At 45.1% G+C, this 23,631-nt stretch carries 11 protein-coding genes; all 11 read right to left on the bottom strand.

Features of this window, described 5'->3' with window-relative positions; translation table 11 throughout:
• The 11 genes from J6I44_RS14015 to J6I44_RS13965 all read right to left on the bottom strand — a co-directional run bounded on the left by J6I44_RS14015 (window position 1) and on the right by J6I44_RS13965 (window position 23,607).
• Window positions 1-3,438, bottom strand: coding sequence for a SusC/RagA family TonB-linked outer membrane protein (locus J6I44_RS14015; protein ID WP_265766774.1), 3,438 nt, complete (start codon window positions 3,436-3,438; stop codon window positions 1-3).
• A gap of 67 nt (window positions 3,439-3,505) precedes the next feature.
• Window positions 3,506-4,555: a FecR family protein gene (locus tag J6I44_RS14010; protein ID WP_265766773.1), complete on the bottom strand. Its 1,050-nt coding sequence runs from the start codon at window positions 4,553-4,555 to the stop codon at window positions 3,506-3,508.
• A 148-nt stretch (window positions 4,556-4,703) separates the two neighbouring features.
• On the bottom strand, window positions 4,704-5,294 hold the full coding sequence (locus J6I44_RS14005; protein WP_265766772.1) for an RNA polymerase sigma factor: 591 nt from the start codon (window positions 5,292-5,294) through the stop codon (window positions 4,704-4,706).
• A 223-nt stretch (window positions 5,295-5,517) separates the two neighbouring features.
• Window positions 5,518-6,852: a Gfo/Idh/MocA family protein gene (locus tag J6I44_RS14000; RefSeq protein ID WP_265766771.1), complete on the bottom strand. Its 1,335-nt coding sequence runs from the start codon at window positions 6,850-6,852 to the stop codon at window positions 5,518-5,520.
• Window positions 6,853-7,036: 184 nt separating this feature from the next.
• Entirely contained in the window at window positions 7,037-9,652 is a 2,616-nt protein-coding gene (locus J6I44_RS13995) for an alkaline phosphatase D family protein (RefSeq protein ID WP_265766770.1), read from the bottom strand.
• 200 nt (window positions 9,653-9,852) lie between these two features.
• A complete protein-coding gene (locus J6I44_RS13990; RefSeq protein WP_265766769.1) occupies window positions 9,853-11,733 on the bottom strand; it encodes a discoidin domain-containing protein in 1,881 nt (626 codons plus the stop codon).
• Window positions 11,734-12,088: 355 nt separating this feature from the next.
• Window positions 12,089-13,690: a discoidin domain-containing protein gene (locus tag J6I44_RS13985; protein ID WP_265766768.1), complete on the bottom strand. Its 1,602-nt coding sequence runs from the start codon at window positions 13,688-13,690 to the stop codon at window positions 12,089-12,091.
• A gap of 466 nt (window positions 13,691-14,156) precedes the next feature.
• A complete protein-coding gene (locus J6I44_RS13980; RefSeq protein WP_265766767.1) occupies window positions 14,157-17,852 on the bottom strand; it encodes a CRTAC1 family protein in 3,696 nt (1,231 codons plus the stop codon).
• Window positions 17,853-18,025: 173 nt separating this feature from the next.
• Window positions 18,026-18,958 carry a BT_3987 domain-containing protein gene (locus tag J6I44_RS13975; protein WP_265766766.1) on the bottom strand — a complete coding sequence of 311 codons (933 nt, stop codon included), beginning with the start codon at window positions 18,956-18,958 and terminating at the stop codon, window positions 18,026-18,028.
• A 30-nt stretch (window positions 18,959-18,988) separates the two neighbouring features.
• Window positions 18,989-20,647, bottom strand: coding sequence for a RagB/SusD family nutrient uptake outer membrane protein (locus tag J6I44_RS13970; protein ID WP_265766765.1), 1,659 nt, complete (start codon window positions 20,645-20,647; stop codon window positions 18,989-18,991).
• A 23-nt stretch (window positions 20,648-20,670) separates the two neighbouring features.
• Window positions 20,671-23,607, bottom strand: coding sequence for a SusC/RagA family TonB-linked outer membrane protein (locus J6I44_RS13965; RefSeq protein ID WP_265766764.1), 2,937 nt, complete (start codon window positions 23,605-23,607; stop codon window positions 20,671-20,673).
• Window positions 23,608-23,631 lie beyond the last annotated feature (24 nt).

Below are 23,631 nucleotides of genomic sequence, written 5' to 3'. Positions count from 1 at the left end.
TTAAAATGATACCTGTAATCCAACAGCTGCTGACCGAATCATTGGATAATCCAAATCCAACAACTCAGGGTCGAAGGTTTCCGGTATTCCCGTAGCTTCCCAAATGTTGTGAGCAGAAACAGATACCCGCAGCTTCTTCATGTTAAGTTTGGAAGCAATATCATTCGGCAAGGTATAACCGATAGCCACATTTTTCAGGCGGATATATGAAGCATCCTGTAAATATCGCGTCTGAGTCCGGATGTTGGCTCCTTTTGCTTTGTAAGCCGGGTAAAAAGCATTGGTCCTATCCCGTGTCCAGGAATTGTTATAGACTTCCCAGGTACCCGGAGCGCTTGAATTGGCAATTCGTCCCCAGAAAATGCTGTCACCAATCCATACATCTCGTTTACCGATCCCCTGGAAGAAGAGGTTGAGGTCAAAAGATTTCCAATAGGCATTGAAGTCCAACCCAAACCGGTACCGGGGCGTGCTGTTACCGATCTTTTTAAGGTCGCCGTGATCTTCAAGGGTATTGGCACCATTGGTAATCTCGCCATCTCCGTTCAGATCTTTATATCGAACATCGCCCGGATACCAGGTGCCGCTATCGATATCTGATTGATCAGCGGCGGCATCAATTTCAGCCTGATCCTGGAATATGCCCTGCGTTTCATAGCCCCATATTTCACCCATCTTCTGGCCTTCATACAAGCCGCTTAACAATTTATTGGGATTTCCATCAAACTTTATGATTTCGCTCTGGTAATCAGACACGTTGATCGCAACATCATATCGGAGCTCATCCTGGATTTGATCTCTCCATCGCGCCTCAAACTCCCATCCGACACTCTCCATGGTCCCTGCATTCTTATCGGGCACAGCGGCTCCCAGCACGGCCGGTAGCTTATCCCCGGGAACGATAATATCAGACGTTCTGCGACGGTACCAGTCAAAGGAAACATCCAGCCTGTCGATCATGGTCATATTCACACCAATATTAATGGTGGTCGTAGACTCCCAGGTCAGGTTATCATCAACCAAGCCCGGAGGCGTAATACCCACTGGCCTTGTACCATTGAAGAGGTGATTGACTTGAGAAATGGTACCATAGGATGGATAGAATAGATAATTCGATACATCCTGGTTACCCAGGCTACCATATGAGGCTCTTACTTTAAGCTCATTAAACGCAGGCTTTAAGAATTCAGCAAACTTCTCGTTGCTTATACGCCAGCCCGCCGATACGGAGGGGAAAAATTGAAATCTATTTTCTTTTGGAAAACGAGATGTACCGTCATAACGCCCGTTTGACTCCAATAAATAGCGATCGTCATAATTGTACTTAACCCTGTAAAAGGCACCCCGGATGGCCCAGTGGCTTTCACTGTCATACGAAAACTCGTTTCCTAAGGTTTGACCAATTACAGGAATATTGGGGCTCAGCAGCTCTTCGCCTCGGCCTCCGATATATTCATACTTATACCATTCCTGGTTAAAACCACCGGTAAGATCAATCGCGTGATTATCAAGATCCAAGGAGTAATCTGAATAAATATTTAGCGTGTATTTATCCGAATTTTCATCCCATCGCTGCACAGAAGAAGGCGAGGTATGAACAGCCGTTGGATTATTCCAATCACTATCTATGCGTTCCAATTCAGGAACAGTCTGCTTGCGTTCAAAAGCCGTTGTCCGATAGGAAAACGACCCCTTAATGCTCCAGTTCTCCGATATATTAATAGTCGGGGCAACATCCAGCATCAGCTCCTGATCATCCTCCTTATTCTCGGATCCATAATCCATGAAGGACAGGATATTATCGGTGTACATGGTACCCACAGGCGAGTCGGCCGGAGTTTGAAGCGGCATGTTAATATTTCTGCCATACTCCTGCGACATGGCATACCACCAGCCTCCCTTACCAGCCGGACTTACAGGCTCAGAATAGGTCGACGTATTATAGGAAACGCCATAATCCATCGTTAACCAATCTGTAACCTTTGAATTAAAATTCAATAACCCGTTGTAACGGTTGAACTGGTCGGTATTGATCCTGTATAACCCTTCTTGGTTTTGAAATCCAACGGAAACATAGTAGGTATTCTGCTCATTGCCTCCGCGAAGACTTAAAGTACTTTTCTGCATGGGACTATAGGACCGCACGGCTCTATCATAAACCTGGGTGTTACCGACCCAGATAATCTGGCCTCCCGGACTTTCAAAATAGACGGGATTTTCCTGTGGATTATTCATGTAGGCCTTAATACGGTCTCTTTTTTCAAGCATATCGCTGGGTGCCGACTGATCTCTCAGTCCATATGCTTTGATAGCCGCATCCTGGATAGTGTAGGCATCCAATAAATTTGGATTACCGGATGGCCGATTCCATTGCGTAGTAGCGTTAAAGGTAATCTGGGGAGCCCCGGACTGGCTTCCTTCTTTGGTAGTTACTAAAATAACCCCATTGGATGCCCGCGCACCATAAATAGCAGCCGAAGCGGCATCTTTTAACACCGATACACTTGCAATATCCTCTGGGTTTAACATATTGATATCTCGCTCCACCCCATCGACCAATATCAAAGGACTACCTTTCTTAAATACCTGATCACCATCATCCTCAATTGTAAAAGAGGTTGCCCCACGAATATTGAATGAGGGCTCCGTATTGGGTGATCCATTGGCAAAATCGATATTTAAATTCGGTATCGTACCCTGCAGAGCTTGCCCGACGTTAGCGACCGGTTTATTCTCTATAGATTCGGATGTTACCTGGCTCACAGAACCGGTTAAATTCACTTCTTCCTGCGTTCCATAACCCACTACAACTACTTCATCACCAGCAATGGCTTGGGGCTGTAGATCGACGTCAATTTGCGTTCTGCCCTGGATAGGTAATTCAAGAGTCTTATATCCTACAAAAGAAAACAGAAGCGTATCTTGCAAGGAAGAAACATTCAGCTCGTAGGTCCCCTCCGTACCCGTTGAGGTCCCATTTGTTGTTCCTTTAACCATCACATTAACCCCAGGTAGCGTTCCGCCCGTTTGGGCATCGGTAACCGTCCCGGAAATAACTTCTAATGCTTGCCTGGTCTTTTCGCTTGCTTCAACGGAATCTGCTTTCGATAAAACAAAGGAACGATTATTAATCCGCTTGAAGGTTAAATTGTTAGGAGTTAATAAACGTTTTAGCTCCTTCCTTAAATTCTGGGAGAGCTGATCCTTAGGGCTGACATATTTTCCTTTTAACAGCTCACTTGGGTACATAAAGTCTATCTCGAAAGCCCTTTCAATACGACTAAGCTCTTTTTCGAGTGTTACTTTTTCCTGCACCAAGTCGAGCTCGTCCAGCGTACTTCGGACCACCCACTTGTTGTCTATTTTTTGTGCCTGTGCCAACGATTGCACTAATATGAATAAAACAATCGCTGCAAGTTTTGTAAATTTACCTATCATAGATCCCTTCGGTTTTGGATTATAATTGTCTACTACTGATGCGATGCTGATCAAAATGTGATCAATGTTATTTATTGCGAGAAATAGTGATATGATTGTTCGTTCGGCGTATCTCAATATCCAATGCTTCTGAAAGGCCATCGAGCAAAGTTTGCAGGTCAGGGTTATTAACTGATCCTGATATTTTTTCACTTTTCAAGCTACTCCCATCTACCTGGATATCAACTCCGTAAGTATGTTCAATATCTTTGGCAATCTTCTCTAAAGCCGTCCTGTCAAACATCATCTTGTGGTTCGTCCAGGATGTGTATAAAGCCGGATCTACAGCCTGAACTCCAATTTCTTTATTGTCTTTACTGAGCACAGCCAACTCACCGGGTCTCATGACATAGCTATCTCTGGCTTGCTGTGTTGAATCCTTCAGCTCCAGGCCTACCTTTCCTTCTTCTAATACAACATTCGTTTGCTGGTCGCGCGTACTGACATTAAACCTTGTTCCGAGCACTTCAACATTTCCTTCGGAGGTATGGACAATAAAAGAACGGCGTTGCCCCCGAGGATTGCGGGTTATAGAGAAATACCCCTCGCCATTCAGCCACACTTCTATCGTATCTGCATTAAGCTGCTCCGGGGCATACCGAAGTTTAGTATTTGAATTGAGTGTAATTTGAGAGCCATCACTTATCTCGATCGTTCCCCGCATACCATAATCAATAGATACGGTTCGATAGGCGACTTGGCTGGAAGTACGACCTTCTTCAATTGAATAAAGTATTATACTCAGCACTCCAATCAGGAGTGCAATGGTCGCAGCGGCATAAGAGTAGGCCGTTGTACTTCGCTTTTGCACAAATGGTAACCTCCAAACATTATGCTCCCTTTGATCAATAGAACGGTTTAAACGAGCCAGTTGCTGCTTTCTATCTTCCCCTGCATCATCGGCCATAGGAAGCTCATACAAGAGCTTTGCCTGCTCTTTCAACATCCGATATTCTTCTCCCTGGCTTTCCCAATACTCCCATTGCTGCTGTTCTTCCGGTGTTGCTTCATTATTGATCCACCGGACAAATGAATCATCATCTAAAAGTTTGGCTATATCAGGATTTCGTTCAGACAAATCACTTCCTTTTTTAGTGGTTATGGTAGTCGTTCACTTTTAGAAAGGAAGTCAAATCGAGGATCTACTCAATTTATTTTATAAAACTTTGAGAAAAGTACGCAGGACAGGAAAGGCCTTAACAAAATCATAAAGGAATTATTTATAATCAGCTCATCACAAGTAGCTGTTCTCGGAGGGTATCAATAGATCGGGAGATATAATTATAAACGCTCTGTTTATTCACTCCCATAATTTCAGCAATTTCATCAGAAGTGAATCCATTATAAAATTTCAAAAACACAGCTTCTTTTTGTCTCTTTGAGAGCTGCTCTATGGCCTGTTCGAGCCTATACTTTTGTTCCTCTTCCAGCTCATCCATAATCATGAGCTGCTCTTTATTGATTAATTTTTTGAAAGACTCTTCCGAATAGCGCTCATCCCTTTCTTGTCGTGTTTCTGCTACATCATGCTGCCGGATAATGGTACGACGAAGTGACGAAAAAAGATAACTTCGGATATACTCAACTTGCGATAGGTTAGATCGGTACTCCCAAATAGAAATAAATAGTTCCTGAATGCTGTCCTTAACAAGCTGTGTATTGGGGATGATCTTTAACCCATAATTCAACAGATGAGTATAGTATTTATTGAATAAAGAAGACAAGGCCGTACGATCTCCCGCCCGCAGTTCTTCCCACAACCGGATATCTTCCGAACAATTTTCTTTATCCTTGTTAAGAACTGTTGTTAAAAACATATCTCAGAATTAAAGAAATATTATATTGCTCCGTACCTATTTCTTTTTGTTAGAACATCACTATAATTAACGTTTTCGCACTACCTCTTCATCAAATTGTTAGTTTTACCTTGTTATTCCATCCTTCCAACCAACCTCTGAAAATAAAAAACCCCCATCGTGAAACGGGGGCTTTTACCGAAGAATTAGCGACACCTACCCAAGGGGAAAAGGCAGACGTTGCTTAATATTCTCCGTTTGTGTGAAAAATCGGTTCATTGCGCAGCCATTGACCGCCGGTAAAGTCCGGAAATTCAACCGGAGCTCCTCCTTTGGCAATAGAGTTTTCCGAAAGTGGGAAAATCACGCTCCAGCTGGCGGCATCATAGGCATCCATCGGCGTGTTAACTCCTCGTTTAATGGATTCTACAAACGCATTTCGTACAAAGAAGTCCATTCCGCCATGGCCAGATCCTTCAGCTTGTTTTTCCATCTTTTTCCAAAGAATGGAATCAAACTCATCCTGGTATTTGCCAAATTCTTCCCACTGATGCTGTTCGCTACGCCCACGAATATGAACGGCATCGCGCTCGAGCTCCCAGAGACCATTAGTTCCCTGGGCTCTGAATCCCAATGAATACGGGCGTGGTAAGGTGGTATCAAGCGTAACAATAATCGTTTCACCATTAGCCGTTGTGATCGTTGTAGTAATGACATCACCCGTTTGCCAGTCTACGTCTTCATTCGGATGATCTTCTCCGCCATAATACTCAATATGACTTTCGAGTCCTCTGGCTTTAGTTGCATTAGAGGTTAGCTTTACAAAACGATTCCCTCTGTTTATATCCAGCCAATGGGCTACCGGACCAATTCCATGTGTGGGATAGTGATCTCCATTTCGCTTGGTGTAGTGTTCGGTTCTCCAACTGGAGACACTTCCTGTTCCGGGGCCAAACTCAAGATCTTTATTAAAAATAAATGGAGTCAAGTCGTGCTGATAACCACAGCGGGCATGAATCATTTCTCCAAACAGTCCCTCGCGCACCATATTGAGAACCGCCAACACATCACGCCGGTAACATACATTCTCTAACATCATGCAGGGCATGCCCGTACGTTCCGAAGTGCGGACCAACTGCCAGCACTCTTCGATTGTCAAACCTGCGGGAACTTCTACGCCGGCATACTTGCCATTTTCCATTGCTGCGACGGCCTGTTGGGCGTGGAATCGCCAGGGAGATGCAATTATCACTCCATCAAGATCATCCCGTTCACAGAGGTCGATATACTCTTCTTCTTTGGAATAGCCTTCGGGACGCTCTTGGCCGGCTTCTTCCACTAAATCCAAAGCACGGTTTAAATTATCTGGATTGGGATCCAGAATGGCTTTTATTTCTACGTCATCACGGTTCAGCATGCCGTTCAGATGGCTGGTTCCTCGTGAACCGACTCCTAAAAAACCCAATGATACCGTACGATCATCCTTGCCTTCAGCTATCGAAAAAGGAGCCATCGACAAACCAAGCCCCGTTAGTGCTGATGTTTTCAAAAAATCCTTCCTGTCAATTCCTTTACTCATATCAAAAAAACGTTAATCACTTAAAATGAAACGAAACCCAAACCACTTGTTAAGTTAATACTCTATGAATGAAAAGCAAATTTTATTTCGTTGTATTTCATTTTATTAAATTAGGTTATGTTATATAGAAAATAAGGCTTTCACTCCAAAGGGTATTAAGGATATCTTCTCCTTTAATGTCGTCTTAAAAAGAAACCACTACCGGACCTTTATCAGCAGAAGTAATACCCTCATACTCTTGCCAAAGGTTCCGGTCCGGATCCCCTATCCGTATTTTATAATTTGAGCGCTCAAAAACTTTAGGCCGAAACGGCTGACCTTTTAGACGAAGCGTATAGACCAACTCATCGCGATCCTGGTTATAAATCTGCACTACGGGCTTTTCCATGCCCTCTACTTGAATTTCCGGTAAATAAGTGACTGCTCGGCGACCGTAGTTATCTTCCTGCCGAATCACAATCGGCCAGCCATCATACTGTCCCTCGGGGTTGGCTTCCGGATCCACATACCTTGGCCAGCATTCTATACGAATGGAACGTTCGGTTTTATTGAAGGTCACTATGCCATAACCGGTGGCCCGATCATAAATGATAGATGGCTCCCGATTCGTCTGCACGGGATTTGCTACCGCATAAATGGACATCTGGTTTCCAAATCCATCGGTAAAATTACCCGTATTCTTAGGGCGGCCCGGCAATGGCTGGTGATCTTCGCCAACCTGAGGCCACCAGCGTCGGGGCCAAATATTATTCAACGCAGGTCCCGCAAAGGCAAAGCCAGAGTCACCAAACTCATCAATACCATATTGTACAGTACTTGCCAGATGTTGATCCCCGGCAATATGAAAAGCAAAGCTCTTCCTGATTTTACGAAGGGCTTCATCCCGGCCTTTTTGAGGCCACCCATTTGAATCCATATCGGTGGTTGGCGCATCTCCTTCAACATACTCTCCTTTTTCCGGGGTTGGCAGGCTGGGCACTATCTCATCAATAAGCGATCCTTCCGGAAGCGTTGCAACCGTACAAAAGTTAGTCTGCGACAATACCGCCTTCATTTGGGTTTGTCCACTCCAGTCGGCTGACCATTCCTCCAAAAACTGAAGCTGACGTTCTCCCAACAACTCGGCATCCACATCGTAATGTTGAGTTATATCAAAATCCGGATTCTGGATGAAGCCATTTTTTACCTTTGCCTCCTTGGGCAGCACATTTTGGGGTGCGGATTTAAACTTCCGATCCTCCAAAACGGCAAAACTCACCCCTCCGTAACTCCAATCGGTATAGTAGACCCCGATGTCCTGCTTAACCGGTGTTGGATCATAGGGATCAGGAAGGTTTGAGGTTTGCGTACGCTGAATAACATTAACCCATTCGGGGGGCATTTTATATCCGCCCTGATCCTGTGCTGCATATCCCCATCCCTCCCCGGTAGGGGCATCTTTACCTCCTGCTCCCCACACATTACCGTGGTACACATCATGATCATCCGGGATAATAGCACAGGGAATATCACGAAAAATATCCCGGTACGACCATCCAAACATATACCATTTGCGCAGGTAATCGAGGCAGGCTTTATCTACCGGTGAGCGCTGCACGCCAAATCCACCGTGACTTTCATAAATCTGATCGCCCAGGAAGACTGCCATATCCGGTTGGTGCTTAGCCACATGTTGAACCACTTCATTATTGGGAAATCCATAATGACTGTTGCAACTAAATACAGCCGTTTTAAGCTCGTCTGAAGATATCGGGTTAGCTGCTATTGTTCCCTCATAATAAAACAATTCGTCTTCTCCCCCCATCGGCAGGTCCAGTTTGATGCGATAAGGGATATCCTTGCTGTAGTTCCAGCCTTCTATACGAAAGCGTGCGGTTCGCGCATAGGAATCGACGGTAGTGGCTTTAACGGTGATCCACCCATATCCCTGCTTAATTTGGAAGTGGACCTGGTGCCCCTCAATTGCCTCAACCGGAGCACATTGCGCCGTAAGCTTCAGCGTCTTCTTGTGCAGGGTATATTGTGCAAAACAGATGGGACCAAAGGCTCGATCGGGATAGTGATCAACTTTCTCTCCCTGAATGGTCCAGTCAGAAAAATGGGCCGATGGCGTACTGGCGTTCTCTTGTTTTGAACCAAAGTGAGAGAGCAAGGCTATATTTCCAACCAGATGCTCTGGGTCCACATCCTCAGATTCTAAACGGGCAATGGGATGTTCATCATCACTTTTGAACAAAGAAAGGACAAGTTTATACCGATTTTCTACCGGCATGGCGGTAATCTGGAGTGCTATCTGCTCATTAAGCGCCACCTGACCTGTACTTTTCTGATCTCCAATAAATAGCTTGCCTTCGGTTGTAATGCCTACATCCAGTCCTTTTCCAAAAACGGCAGCGGATCGGTAGTCCTCGAACTTTCCTTTGGCTCCCAGCCGAAACCCCAGGTAATCTTCTGCAGTATTTGTTTGGTTTTGAAGGTGAATATCAACAGTGGTCTTAAACGGTTCCAACCGGTCTGAGAGCTGATGCGTCAGGCAGTGTAATGTCCTATTATTACTGCTAACTGAACATTGAGCCTTTCCACTCCTTATTTGCCAATCCTGCAAGCGATTCCCCCAATACTCGGGCCCTACCCACTCCATATCCTGCATTCGGTGCCAGTTGCTTTTAAAGGCTTTATCTTTGGAATTAAAAAACGACTTGACCTGCGATAAAAAGCTTTCATTTTCGCCTTTCTTTATTAATAGTTGGGGACTTAAGGCACTAAATGCCATTGCTTTAATTGCATTTTTTCTCTGCATAATATTAGAATAGATCTAAAATTGTGGATGTCATTAAATTGGCTAAACAAACTGGTACAGGAATAATTGATATCTAATTTCTTATATACTTGCAAATAGCTACCATTCCCAAATAAAAAGTCGAAAAACAGCCTCATTTAGCTGGACCACTTTTCGACGAACTAAATATTAATAATTTAAGTATGGGCTATGAATTAGAACTAATACACGCCCACTTCGGCCAAGGCTGCAAATTGTTCTCCATCCCAAGCAGATTGGGCAATTAATTTGAAGTATTGAAAAGTTTCAACAGCGCCAAGCGAAACAGTCTGTTCCGATACCGTATTAGCCAATTGAAAAGTGCCCAGGCTTGTCCAATTGGTACCATTAACACTCACCTTAATTTCCAAATCTTTGATATGTCGCTGCCCATTTTGGCGTTGGATAAATGTGAAACCTGACACCTCGGTCACCCCCTTCATATCTATCGTAAGAGAATGAGGGTAATCGGGCACAGGCGATATGTTGTACCATTGCGAATGCCAAAATGTAGTAGAGTCTGAATCAATGGCATCTGTAGCACGACCGTTATTTGCTCCTTCACCGGCAGGTTCTTCGGAAGAAAAGCTTGTGACCTCCCAAAATCCTTTACCAAAAGCACCTACTTCGGCCAGTGCCGCATATTGTTCGGTATCCCATGCTGACTGGGTCGTCATCCTGAAATACCGGAATTGCTGAGCACTACTAAACGTCAGGCTTTGTGACAAAGAGGTATGGGCCAGCTCATAAGTTCCAAGCGTTTGCCAACTTTGACCATCTGAGCTAATCTCTATCTTCAGATCTTTGATATTGCGTCGTCCGTCTTGGCGCTGGACAAACTGTAGACCATCAACAGGTAGCTCTTCGCCCATATCCACGGTTAAATAGTGTGGATGAGTAGGGTCGGGATCAATATCTGACCAACGAGAATGCCAAGTTGTACCGGGATCATCATCCAGAATGGAAGAAGCTGACGACCCTTCCTGAGAACTAAAGTCAATAACCTGCCAGTTGGCACGGTCGTAAATAGGCCGCGGACCATAGTCGAATGCCAGATCCGGCACGCCATTGGTATAAGTATAGTTCTGGACACTAAAGACCTTCGTTATCCCATTTTGAAAAACCAATCGTACCTTCAATTGATAATTTTTATCCGTCGTTTCGTACAGCTCACTGGCAGGCATACTTACGCTAAAGGTGTTGTCAAGGTTGGGCTCGACAGTCCACCCAATCTGATTGTATGTTGAATTACCTTCTGGATCTTGATAAACAATCACATCAGTCACCGGGGTATCCGTCTGGAATTTACCCTCCATTGCAACATATCCGTTTTGATAACTACCCGATACCTCCTGCAGGGAAGCATTGACCTGTCCGTAGAACGACCCTGTAGTTGAACTAAACACTTGATTGGTATTGAGGATGGCTGCATCCACTGGCGTCAAAAAGGTAGGCTGATCAAAAACGTGATTGCCGTTGTCCATGAGTGCAGTACCATGCTGCTGTTCTTCGCTCTGCTTGTGCGAATTATGGGGCAGATTCAACCCGTGTCCCAATTCATGGGCCAAGCCTCCGATCCAACCGGCCTGTTCCCCGGCATCACCTCCGGCGCCAAGATTGTCAACATCCATGAGCGGTCCGGCATCCAAAGCAAAGCACCACCGGCCTATTCCATAGAAAGGAACACCCGGATTACCGACTTCATCCGACATAAGGACTAAAATATGATCGCTGGTTTTCTTAGATGGATTTGCGTTAAAATAGGCATTAACTTCATCCATCACTTCGTCGGCACCGCCATTGTAGGGATAATGATCTACCGAATGATCCGCCTCTATATGGATGATATCCACCATGGACGTATCGGGCTTCATGTTCAAACCAAATGTTTTATTGCCATATCCCCATTGCTGCATCCACTGCCCATAATAGTCCTGCAGGTAGAGCATAATTTCGCTGATACGTTCCTCATAGTTGGCATGCGGAGGATGATCGGTGGGCGAAAAGTATACTACGTTTAAGTTATAGGCGTTGGTTACAGAAGTTGCATTTACACTACCCAATGCAGTAATCGGCCCCTGCTCCCCGATTTGTTGAGGCGATGAAGATAGATTAGGCTTATCACATGAACTTGTAAAACTGGCAACTATTAAAACTATAATTAAGCCAAGGTGAATTCTGTATTGATTTGTTATGGTCTGTAACATGATAACTTGATCTGCTATTAAGATAATATTGAATAATCCCTATTCTTTTTTGAACATAGATCCTGCAACTTATTGGTTTACCTTTACCTCCTTTTTATTTTGTCCAATCCCGTTTATTGTTGCATATATTTTTTGTGTATGCTATATCCCTTAATGTATGGGTGAGGAGCTGGGCCCCATCACCCATTCGTATTACATTATTCGTCCCCTTTTAAAAAGTGCCTACTTCAGCTAAGGCTGCAAACTTTGCCTCATCCCAGGCAGAATGTGTGGTTAGCTTGAAGTATCGGAACGTCTGCTGCTGTTCAAGAATGAGACTTTGTGGAAGAGATGTGTGCGCTAACTCGTAGGATCCAAGCTCTTGCCAGGTTTGTCCGTCGGAACTTACCTCAATACTAACATCTTTAATGTTGCGCCGACCGTCTTGCCGCTGTACGAATTGGAAGCCCTCTACATTCAGCGACTCTCCCATATCAACGGTTAAATAATGCGGGTGACCTGGATCAGGATTCACATCAGCCCAGCGTGAATGCCAGATGGTATCATAATCGCCATCCAGGATCAGGCTTGCTACAGAACCCGTGGCCACCTCTTCAGAGCTAAAGTCAACGACCTCCCAGCTGTCTCGTGAATTTATTGGCCGGGGCCCATAATCAAAATCCAAATCGGGAATACCGTTGTTATAAGTATAATTCTGTATACTAAATTGTTTAGTACTTCCATTTTCAAAAACCAGTCGTACCTTTAGCTGATAGTCCTTATCGGTGGTCTCAAACAGCTCGCTTGTTGACATGCTCACACTAAATGTATTATCACTGTTCGGTTTTACCGTCCAGCCAATTTGGTTGTAGGTTGAACGTCCCTCGGGATCCAGATAGACAATAACATCCGTGACAGGCGTATCCGTCTGAAATTTTCCATCTACTACAATACTCCCATTTTGATAGGAGCCAGAAATTTCTTCAAGAGACGCGTCCACCTCCCCATAAAATGATCCGCTGTTTGGGCTAAATACTTGATTGGTATTAAGGATAGCGGCATCCACCGGGGTTAAAAAGGTGGGCTGATCAAACACATGATTTCCGTTATCCATGAGGGCGGTACCATACTGTTGTTCCTCACTCATCTTGTGGGAATTATGGGGTAAATTCAGTCCATGGCCTAATTCATGGGCTAAACCACCGATCCAGGATGCCTGATCACCTGCTTCTCCACCAACCCCGAGGTTATCTATAGTCATCTCCGGGCCGCTATCGAGGGCGAAACACCAACGTCCGATTCCATAGAACGGAACACCCGGATTCCCCACTTCATCTGGCATGATGACCAGAATATGATCACTCGTTTTTTCCTCCGGATGCTCATCAAAATAAGCATTTACCTCATCCATCACCTTGCCAGCTCCTCCGCTGTAGGGATAATCATCCACCGGATACTGTCCTTCAATATGGATAATGTCAACCATCTGGCTCGCTTGATTTACTTCCAAACCAAAGGTTTTATCTCCGTATCCCCACTGTTGCATCCAGTCGGCATAGTAATCCTGGAGGTATAACATGATTTCACTGATGCGTTTACGGTAATCCTGGTGTGGGCCCTGATCAGCCGAGGAGAAATAGACGACGTTCAAACTATATTCAGAGACAGAATCAAAGCCGCCCTTTTGTTTTTCTGAAGAATTGGCATTCGAAATATTTTTACCGGAACTTAGATTTGATGCAGGATCATTACAGCCATTTAATATTAAAGCAAAGACAACTCCTATTGATAAAATTAAAATTGACTTGAATCCCCATTTTTTTATAATAATCATAATATTAATACTAAAATGAATAATTTAACATGTAAATATATCCAGGGTATAAAAGGCAACCGATAATCCAGCCGCTCCTTGCCCCCCTTCTTTATTTCTAAATATCTTCTATAAGCTATTACACTTCAGAATTGTACCTCTGTGACAAACAGGAGCAATTTTTAAAAGAAATTTAAAAATCACGGTAACATCCCGTATTATTTTTATCTTGCGGAAGCGATCAGTCTATGTATAGACAGGCGTCTTTGCTCGTATAAACGTTCATGCTTATACCTTTTATCTACATCTATACTTGAGCTTCAAGCATGTGTACTTAACCTCTCGGGGTGATACCTATCTGAGCCTTCAGATTATATTACGGGCAATCAATATTCTTTTAAATTTAATCTCTATCAGGAAGAAGATAGAACACAATTATAGAAGCTTTCCCGGTTGTATGGATATTGATTTACCTATTATATCCCTCTTATTTAGAATAGTATATAACGTTCTCTTGATCTTCTGATACATTGACCAATGTTGTTGTGCCATCAAACCAGGTAATTTGAATTTTATCCGGCTCTCTGCTTGTACCCATCACCTGAACTTTGCTGTTTTGCGACCAATACCCCGAGCCAGCCTGTATCTCTCTACGAGGACCCTTACTCCCATCCTGATAAACAATACGGATACTCGATCCTATAGCATCGCGGTTACTTTCCGGACCAACTAACCGGATACTGATGCCTGGCTTTTTGGTTTGATTCACGTATACTTTGGTCTGTCCACTATTTTGGGATATAACCAAGTCAACCTTGCGATCTTCATTGAAATCACTAAATCCTGCGCCACGCTGTTCTCCATATATTTTAATTCCGCTTTTCGTGCCCAATACAGGCAAAAATTGCCCCTGTCCATCCCCCCGCAATAATAATCCTCTGCCTGCATCCAGTCGCGGTGTTGATTTTCGAAATGAAAAATTATTCTGACCTAAGAAAAGATCCTCATTTCCATCGTTATTGAAGTCAGCTACCCCGACATACGAAGCTGATGTAAACTGGGCTTCAGCCGGAAGCGGGTGGGCCTTAAAACCATCGCTTGTATTTAAGAATACCGTTTGTCTTAATGTCTTGATTTCCTTGTAGGGAATGTTAGCAAAATTACGGCCAAAAATTTCGCCTACAGAAGCTTTAGCATAGGCTCGGTGTGATGGCACGTTCCGCAGGATAGATGGCATCGAGTCAAAATCATATAGTTTATTTCTGGGCACATATTCGTTGCTTGCCCTATCATAATAGGCTTCCACAATATCCAGCTTGCCGTCTCCATTAAAATCTTGGTAGTACATCCGCGGCGGATGCTCTTCATCAATCTGGTACGGACTGTTTAAGCCCAGGTTGGTAGCTACAATATCCGGCCGCCCATCGTTATTAAAATCTCCGGTGGCAATGCCATTCCACCAACCTGACCATTGATCCAAACCGACTTCTTTTGTTATTTCGTTGAAAACTCCATCATCATTTTCAAATAATTTCAATGGATACCATTCCATACTTAATAAAAGATCTGGGTCGCCGTCTGAATCAAAATCCGTAAAAACAGCTCCTGTTACCAGCCCTATATCCGAAAAAAGCTGCGTATTGCGGGCATCATACTGAAACTCTCCGCCATTATTAATTACCAATCTGCTTGTTGCATTTTTGGGGTACTGTAACGGCTTAAAGCGACCACCAATAAATAAATCTATCCAGTCATCCCCATTATAATCCGCAGCTGCTATAGGCCCGGTCGTTGACAACACCCCGGGTATTTTAGCTTGACTACTTACATTACCACCAGAAGAGAAGCCATAAATATAAGCCGAAGGAACGTTTGGATCTCCTTGCTCATAATTAGCACTACCAACTACAATATTTGTTTCTTTATCGGTAGACCAGCTAATGATAGACGTTTGATCGCCCGGCGCCTCATCTGTTAATTGATCTACCTGTATCTCTTTGAAACCATTGCCTGTATTTTGAAAAACATCCGTTGCGCTTCCTTTACCAGATCCTATGATCAGGTCATCCAATCCATCCTCGTTAACATCAACCCATGCTACTCCCGGGCCCTGCCGGCTTAGTTTTTTGGGTAATAATGGATGGAATCGAAACTCATCATATTCATTTTCATGATGAGTATGGCTAATTAAATCAGACTCATCCGCAAAAATGGGAGCATGCGTTACAGTATCAATCTCGCTACTTCCTGAAGGCTCTACGGCTCCTGATTCATAAACCTCATAAATTCTATTGCCCTTTACATTTCTAATAACACTTTTCTCACCGTCTCGCCAAGTCACAACCAAAATCTGAGTAGAGTCGTCTTCTTGAGCAGCAAATACTACTTGCTTTTGAGAGTCAGATAAATAATTTCCACCGGCCGTTATCTCTTTTTTTTGGGGCACGGGACCACCTTTAAGTTGCACTTTTGCTCCTATTCCTGCAGTATTGGGAGACTGTCCTTTCAAACGAACTGCAATCCGGGGCGCACCCGCTTGGTTTTCATACACAGCAGGTGTATCATTAAACCGATTCATTATTAAATCCAAGTCCCCGTCATTATTAAGGTCTGCGAGCGCCATTCCCATAGAAACATCTTCCGTTTTAAAGCCCCATTCTGTACTTACATCAGAAAACATAAGGTCTCCATTATTTCTAAAGGCCTTATTTTTCAATTTTAGCGGCGGATAATCTAACACATCTCCCTTGCCCCGACCTAACGATTGCCCTTCGCCACTATGTTTTATCTGCGTGTCCATATCCTGGTAATCGTAAGCGAAGCCGGTAGCAATAACGACATCCTCATAGCCATCCAGATCAACATCCATAAAATAGGTAGCCCATGACCACTCACTCGCTTCCAATCCGCTGTAGTGGGCAATCTGTGCAAAGGTGGTGTCCCTACGGTTCAGATAGAGCGAGTTTCTATTATATAGTATATGTCCTTTACGCTTTTCAAGATGTTCCGCAAACTGACGCATTCTCATCCGGTGGCTCTGGCTCAACATTTCTGTGGTTATATAATCAAGATGCCCATCCTTATTGATATCCGAAAAGTCCACCCCCATAGAAGCAAAGCTAATGTTGGGATTCGCCTCTGGGTTAAGTGCTTGAAAGGTTCCATCCCCCTGATTAATCCAGAACCGATCGGGTGTCCAGAAGTCATTTGCTACATATAAATCTGGCTCTCCATTACCTGTCACATCCTGAAACTTGGCTGTCAAGCCCCAATCTCTGGGAAGCTCTGTTGGTCCCCCATCCTGGTTCAAAAAATAGTCCTTCGAATTTGTTTTTTTGAAGCTCCCCTCTCCCTGATTAATATAGAGTTCATCAGAGGTCCCAACTTCATTCATATATGGCCCACCTTCCGTTTCAATGACGGTGTAATATTCATCAAATGGTGGATTAACGATGAGCTCGCCATCTTTGATTGTTACCGTGTTATCATAGTCAAGCTCTTCGGTACTGTAGAGGTCACGAACGGTGCGCAGCTTGTAGTTTGTAATATATAAATCCAATAGTCCATCACTGTTGATATCTGCCAGCGTCATCGTTTTGGATCCTTTACTTTTCCCTAATCCACTATCCTTTTTAAGAGAAAAATGTCCCTTGCCGTCATTAATATAGAGCTCATTAGTCTTTGTCAGAGAAGTTACCAATAGATCCGGAAATCCGTCTCCGGTCACATCAGTAAGCACAACACCGGTAGAATTATACCCTTCATGAGCAACCCCGGCCTGCTCGGTGATATCCTTAAATTCAAATCCGCCTATATTCTTATAGAGTTTATTGGGACCTTCAAGACTGGCAAAATAGAGATCTACCAACCCATCGCCATCGATATCACCCGCTGCCACGCCGGAACCGTTCAAATAGTGACGATTTTTACGAATACTGTCGGTGCTTACTTCATTGGCAAATTCAATATTCGTGGTTGCAGAACTAATATATTCAAAGCCTACTGTCCCATCTTTTTCAGGCTGTAGCTCGGCCCAGCGATAGCCTTCTTCCTGCTGCCACTGCAATTCTGGTTGGGAAGGCGGTGTACAGGTCGATAATATTACCACGCATATCATCAGATACAGGCATCGGACGAATATTCTTTTATAAGTAATTAAGGCTACAAGTCCAGTTCTATCCATATAAAAACTTATTTAACAATCACCTAAGCCAACACTTACAGTCGATTCAAAGTACAAAAAATAAAATCCCCTTCTCGATTGGGAAAGGAAATATACTACTATAGAGAATCCCAATCCGCTTGAAGGCGAACCGGGATTACGGATAGTAGTTTTATAAAGATTCTCTATTACTCCTAAAAAGCTTCAATTTCAGACACAAAGGTAAAGAAATTGGGGCCTTCCAGAGCTACCAGCTTGAAATATCGGATTTTCGGATTCGACTCTATAAAATACCGTTGTGGATCATTGATCTGTTCGAAATCGAACTCTCCAAAACTGGTCCACGTTTCACCATCGGTACTCCCCTCCAACCGGATGCGCGTCATACCCCGGCTATCATTTTGACGATTAGTAATTTGGAAACCACCAATTGTTTGCATGTTCTTCATATCCACTATGATATGATGTGGGTAATCAGGTTGTGACTGCGACCATGCCGTATGCCAAAAAGTATTGACGTCTCCATCCAAAGTCGAAGCACCTTGAGAATTCACCTCTTCTGAAGAAACCTCCACAACCGACCAGCCGGAACGATCCAGGAAATCCAGCGAAGCAGTGAGTAAGAAATAGGTTGTTTCCAGGTCCGGATTCACAATATACCCTCCCTCTATACTGCTCATGCTTAAAGGAAGCAGATAAGGTTGATCCAACTCTAAGCTTCCGTAAGGATTTACCCGCAATTTAAGAGGGGCAGAAGCACGCTCTCCTGCAGGAATAACAGCGGAGCTTGCCTCCATTTCAAAAGCCTGCTCCGGAATTAACGGGTAATCGGTTCCCTGCGCTTCGTTAAAGGAGTCGGCCAGTGCCGGAGTGAATTCAAAGCTTACCTTGATATCACTGGCTGGTGCCGACGGACCGCCGTAGCCGGCTCCATAGGTAATGTTTTGAACCTCATCTTTGAGAATTAGTATTTCCTCAGCCGGCATACTATTGGCCTGCGGCATGTACACTTGCTTGTATTGTTCAGGATTTTCAATATCGGTACCGCTCCCCGCCGGATCACATGCAGTAAACATGAGTAGAACGGCAACGGATGCAAAGCTGAAATAGCGAAAAAGTTTATTCATCTGTAACATAGTTTTAACCTCTAATTTATTCTACCATCCCGGGTTTTGCGTTAATACGCCATCCGTATTATTAATTTCGGACTGCGGAATAGGGAACAGATTCATTTTTTCTGTGTAAACACGATTCTGCAGTTCAATAATATTGTAATTATAGTTGCCTTCGCCCTCCTCGGTAATACGCACCCCGCGAATAGGCCCGTCAAATGTATCAGTACCGATATCCCAGCGGCGCACATCGAAGAATCGCTGACCTTCAAAAGCAAATTCAATACGGCGTTCGTGACGGATACGCTGTCTCATTTGCTCCTGAGAAAGCCCGGTCGGAAGGTCGGGCATTCCCACCCGGCTTCGCACTGCATTCACCGCATCGTAGACCGACTGGTCCGGACCAACTGCTTCGTTCTGTGCTTCGGCATAACCGAGTAATATCTCTGCATATCGCAAAATGACCCAGTTTTTGACACTGGTCTGATTACGCAGCAGATCCAGATCAGGGTCCAGGAATTTACCCATATAGTAACCGGTCAAAGTAGCGTTCTGTACGCCTTCACCATCCTGGCCGCCTACATAGGTTTCTACAGCACGGTCTCTCCACTGTGCACCGTTATGCAGAATGGATGTATAAAAGCGGGGATCGCGGTTGGCATAAGGGTCAGCAGCGTGCGTCGGATTATCCCAGTCAAAGGATTCACCGTTGGCCATTTCATAGGCGTCCACCAGGTCCTGCGTGGGATTTATCCCTCCGCCCCCGCTTTCGTATCCCACCGGGGTATGAGCCTGTTCAATAACGTTAGTTGGACCACTGCGAAGAGAAAATATAATTTCCGGACTATCCAAATTTCGTACAAAGACACTTTTATAATCGGAATCCAGCTCATAGACCCCCAGGTCCATCACAGCTTTAGCTGCCTCAGCGGCATCCACCCACTTCTGGGTATCGCCCGAAGGATTATGCAATGGACTGGCGGCCCAGAGCAGAACCTGTGCTTTAAGAGCCATAGCCATGGGTGTCGTTGCCCGTCCCCGGTTGGCCGTATAATGATCGTAGTTCATCGGCAAAGTATTAATCGCCTGATCCAAATCATCAATGATGAACGATACCGTCTCTTCGGCAGAAGCACGGGTTGCATCAATGGACTCCCCAAGATCGAAGGTCTGGGTATATAACGGCACGCCGCCATATCGCTTCAACAGCTGAAAGTAGAAAAAAGCACGCAGGAAGTGAACCTCTCCCGTTAAACGAGACCTCAGTTGTTCGGCGGTAATAAGTCCTCCGTCCTGACCGGTTTCTTCGCCGTGACGCACGGGGTATCCTCCTTCCTCCAGCACCATCTGGTCTGAATTCTCGAAAAACAGATTGGTCTTGCGGATGCCTTCGTACATTTCATCCCAAATATCCGCGGGATTAAAGGTGGATGACCAACTGTCATTATTCATAAAATGCACAACCCCAGACTGGTTAGAGTAATAAGCATCATCCGTAGCGGATGCCAGCATCGCGGCACCTACCGGCTGGGTATATCCATCCGTACGAACGGAATATATATTATTTACGAACTCGTAGGTCAAGTTCATGTCCGTGAATACTCGTTCTTTATCCAAGTCTCCCACAATATTACGGTCCAGCGGACTCGACACATCGCAGGAAGTAGCGGTTATAGCCAACAGTACTGCAACGATTCTTAACATATTTTTCTTAATTCGCATCATTTTTATAACCCTATATTAATTCCAAGATTAAATACTCTCATCAACGGATACTGACTGATACCGGCTCTCTGGTTTTCAGGATCAACACTATCCAGATCCGTAAACGTCAACAGATTGTAACCGTTAACGTATATTCGAAGGTTATCCACCCCGAATTTAGAGGTAAACTCCACGGGAAGGCGGTAGCCAATTTCAGCATGACGCAAGCGTAGATACTGCGCATCGCGCAGCCAGAACGTAGACGCCCGGTAGTTGTTTGGACTGGAACCAGTGGTAAGCCGCGGGTAGTCTGCAGAGCCCGCTGTTTCCGGTGTCCATCGATTCATTACAAATTCAGTGGGGCGGGCGTTGACAAACCCCCGGGTGGCACCGTTCAGCATAAAAAAGTCGTGACTGCCGGTTCCCTGTAACAGCGCACTCAGGCTAAAGCCTTTATACTCGAAGCCCAACTGCGCGCCATAGTACAACTCTGGCAAACCTGAATTACCAATTGGGCGCACATCACGGTCGTTAATAATACCGTTGTCATCCAGATCACGGTATTTAATATCTCCGGGCTGCACATCTCCAAAGGTTTGCACCGGACTGTTGGCGATCTCTGCTTCATCCTGAAAGAAACCTTCAGCCACCAGGCCAAACGGTTGCCCGACCGAATGTCCCCGGCGATACTCCCAGGGGTTTTCACGGAAGGGCTCATCCTGGTACACAATTTCGTTGCGAGCAAAAGAACCCAATGCACGCACAAACCAGTTGAAATCCTCATGAGTCTGGCTCCATGTTACATCCCACTCCACACCTTTATTTTCTACAATCCCCACATTTTGTGCCGGTAAAGTGGCCCCGATTAAGTCTGGAACAGAACTGATGGATGAAAGGATATCTTCACGCCGCTCAAAGAAGCCGTCCAACGATACGTTGAGACGTTCATTAAAGGCCGTTAAATCAATGCCGATATTGGCCTGTTTGGCAGTTTCCCAGGTAGCATCAGGATTAGGCAAAGCTCCTTCTGCTATTCCCCCAACTCCCTGTTGGTCACCGAAGGTTGAACCCGAGGCATTATCATAAAGAGCCGTATAAGGATAGCGACGGCCGCCCGTATTTTCGTTACCCAATAAACCGAAGGAAGCACGGAGCTTCAGGAAGTCAATGGTCTCATTTTCACTCAAAAAGTCTTCCTTAGACATGATCCATGCTGCCGAGGCGACCGGGAAGAACCCGAATCGTTCGCCCGGGGCAAAATTCTCAGAACCGGAATAAGAGACGGCCAGTTGCCCGATGTATTTGCCGTTATGAACGTAGCGGCTGTTAAAAGACAACAGCTGCTGGGCAAAAGGATCTGGGATATATGCCGGCGCCAGCTTAGACTGATAGTATTGCAAGCCTGCTTCAAAGCTGCTGGCGTTGTCAAAACCCTTCTGGTAGTTTAAGCCCGCCCTGAAAGCAGAGCGATTATCCTGGCTCTCATTCTGTCCCCTCCCGGACAGCGGATCCTCACTGCCAAAAGAACTGACAGTTCCATCACCATTCGGCTGGTAAACGGCGAATCCAGCCCGTTGATAAATAGACTGCCGGTGGAAATAGTCAAACGAATAGCCGACCATGGCCGAAAGACCTTCCAGCAATCCGTCCAGCTCTCGGTTCACTTCTACTGTGCCCAAGAAAAAATTGGATTTATTATCTACATACCCGGTATTGGTGATCAATCCATAAGGGTTTTGGGTATATTGGGCATTACCCCCGATCAGCGTTTCCCCGTCTTCTCCTTCCAGTCTCATGGGAAATAACCCCGGCGGATAGGTCGAGATGTTATTAAAAATTGGATTAAAGAACTGAGCATTTTGGTTACCTCGCACCCCAAAATCTCCAGGTGTATTTCGTTCTTCAAGACGGGCAGCCAAATCCAAGGTTACAGAGGTGGCCTCATCTAAGTCGATATCAACATTACTACGGAAATTGTAACGCGAATAATCGCTGGCCGTGCTGAACCCATCGTTCAGATCGGCATGTTTAAACAACCCCTGCTGGTCTGTCAAACCGAGTGAAACGAAATATCGGGCCACATCATTGCCGCCGCTGATATTAAAGTTATGGCGACTTTGTGTGGTTCTGTTTTTGAGCAGCTTGTTCTGCCAGTCCACATCGGGGTACAGCAAGGGATCGCTTCCGGTTCGATAGGCTTCAATGGCCTGGCTGTCAAAGCGTTCCGGGAGGCCATCATTGCGCAGGGCCTCATTATAAAGTACCGCATAATCGTGCGAACCCAGAAAATCGGGCATACTCAACGGTTCTTGTATCCCCGCTTCCGTGGAAAATCGAATTTTCGTACCCCCACTGGCCCCGCGTTTGGTGCGCACCAGTATAGTACGGTTCGCACCCATGATGCCGTACTGGGCATTGGCGGCTGCATCTTTTAAGATGGTAATTGATTCAATTTCATTAGGATCAAGCTGGTGGAAGCTGCGTTCGTATCCATCCACAAATACCCTGCTGCTGCTATTTCCAAAAGTAGAGAGACCTCGCACCCACAGCCTGGCCGTATTGAACCCTGGCTCTGAGGTGGTCTGCTGCACGATCAAACCCGGCAGCTGTCCTGTTAGGGCATTAGTCAAGTTGGTCTGCGGGAGCCGTCCCAGCTTATCGCCACTAACTGAAGCCGTTGAGGCTGTTGAATATTTTTCCTGTACCTCATCCCACGGCAGTGCTATGGTTTGGTCCCATTGCTGCGTCGAAATGAGATCGTATCCTTGTGCTCTTAGCGAATCCAGCTTCTGGGTCTGACGGTTCAGGCTATCTCTAATAGCCTGTTCGGTCTGGGCAGCTGCCGTATTAGCCCCACCCAGTACAAGCAGCAGCAATACTGCCCCGCTTGCCCAAAGCCGAAAACTATGTACCAATCCTTTCATATACATCCTGTTATGATAATTTCGGTTACTATTCATTTTTGTAAATCCCGATTGACTTAA

The organism is Fodinibius salsisoli (genome assembly GCF_026229185.1).
In the GTDB taxonomy this organism is placed as follows: Bacteria; Bacteroidota; Rhodothermia; order Balneolales; family Balneolaceae; genus Fodinibius; species Fodinibius salsisoli.
Note: the sequence above shows the minus strand (reverse complement) of the source record. Positions and strands in the feature narration are given on the sequence as shown.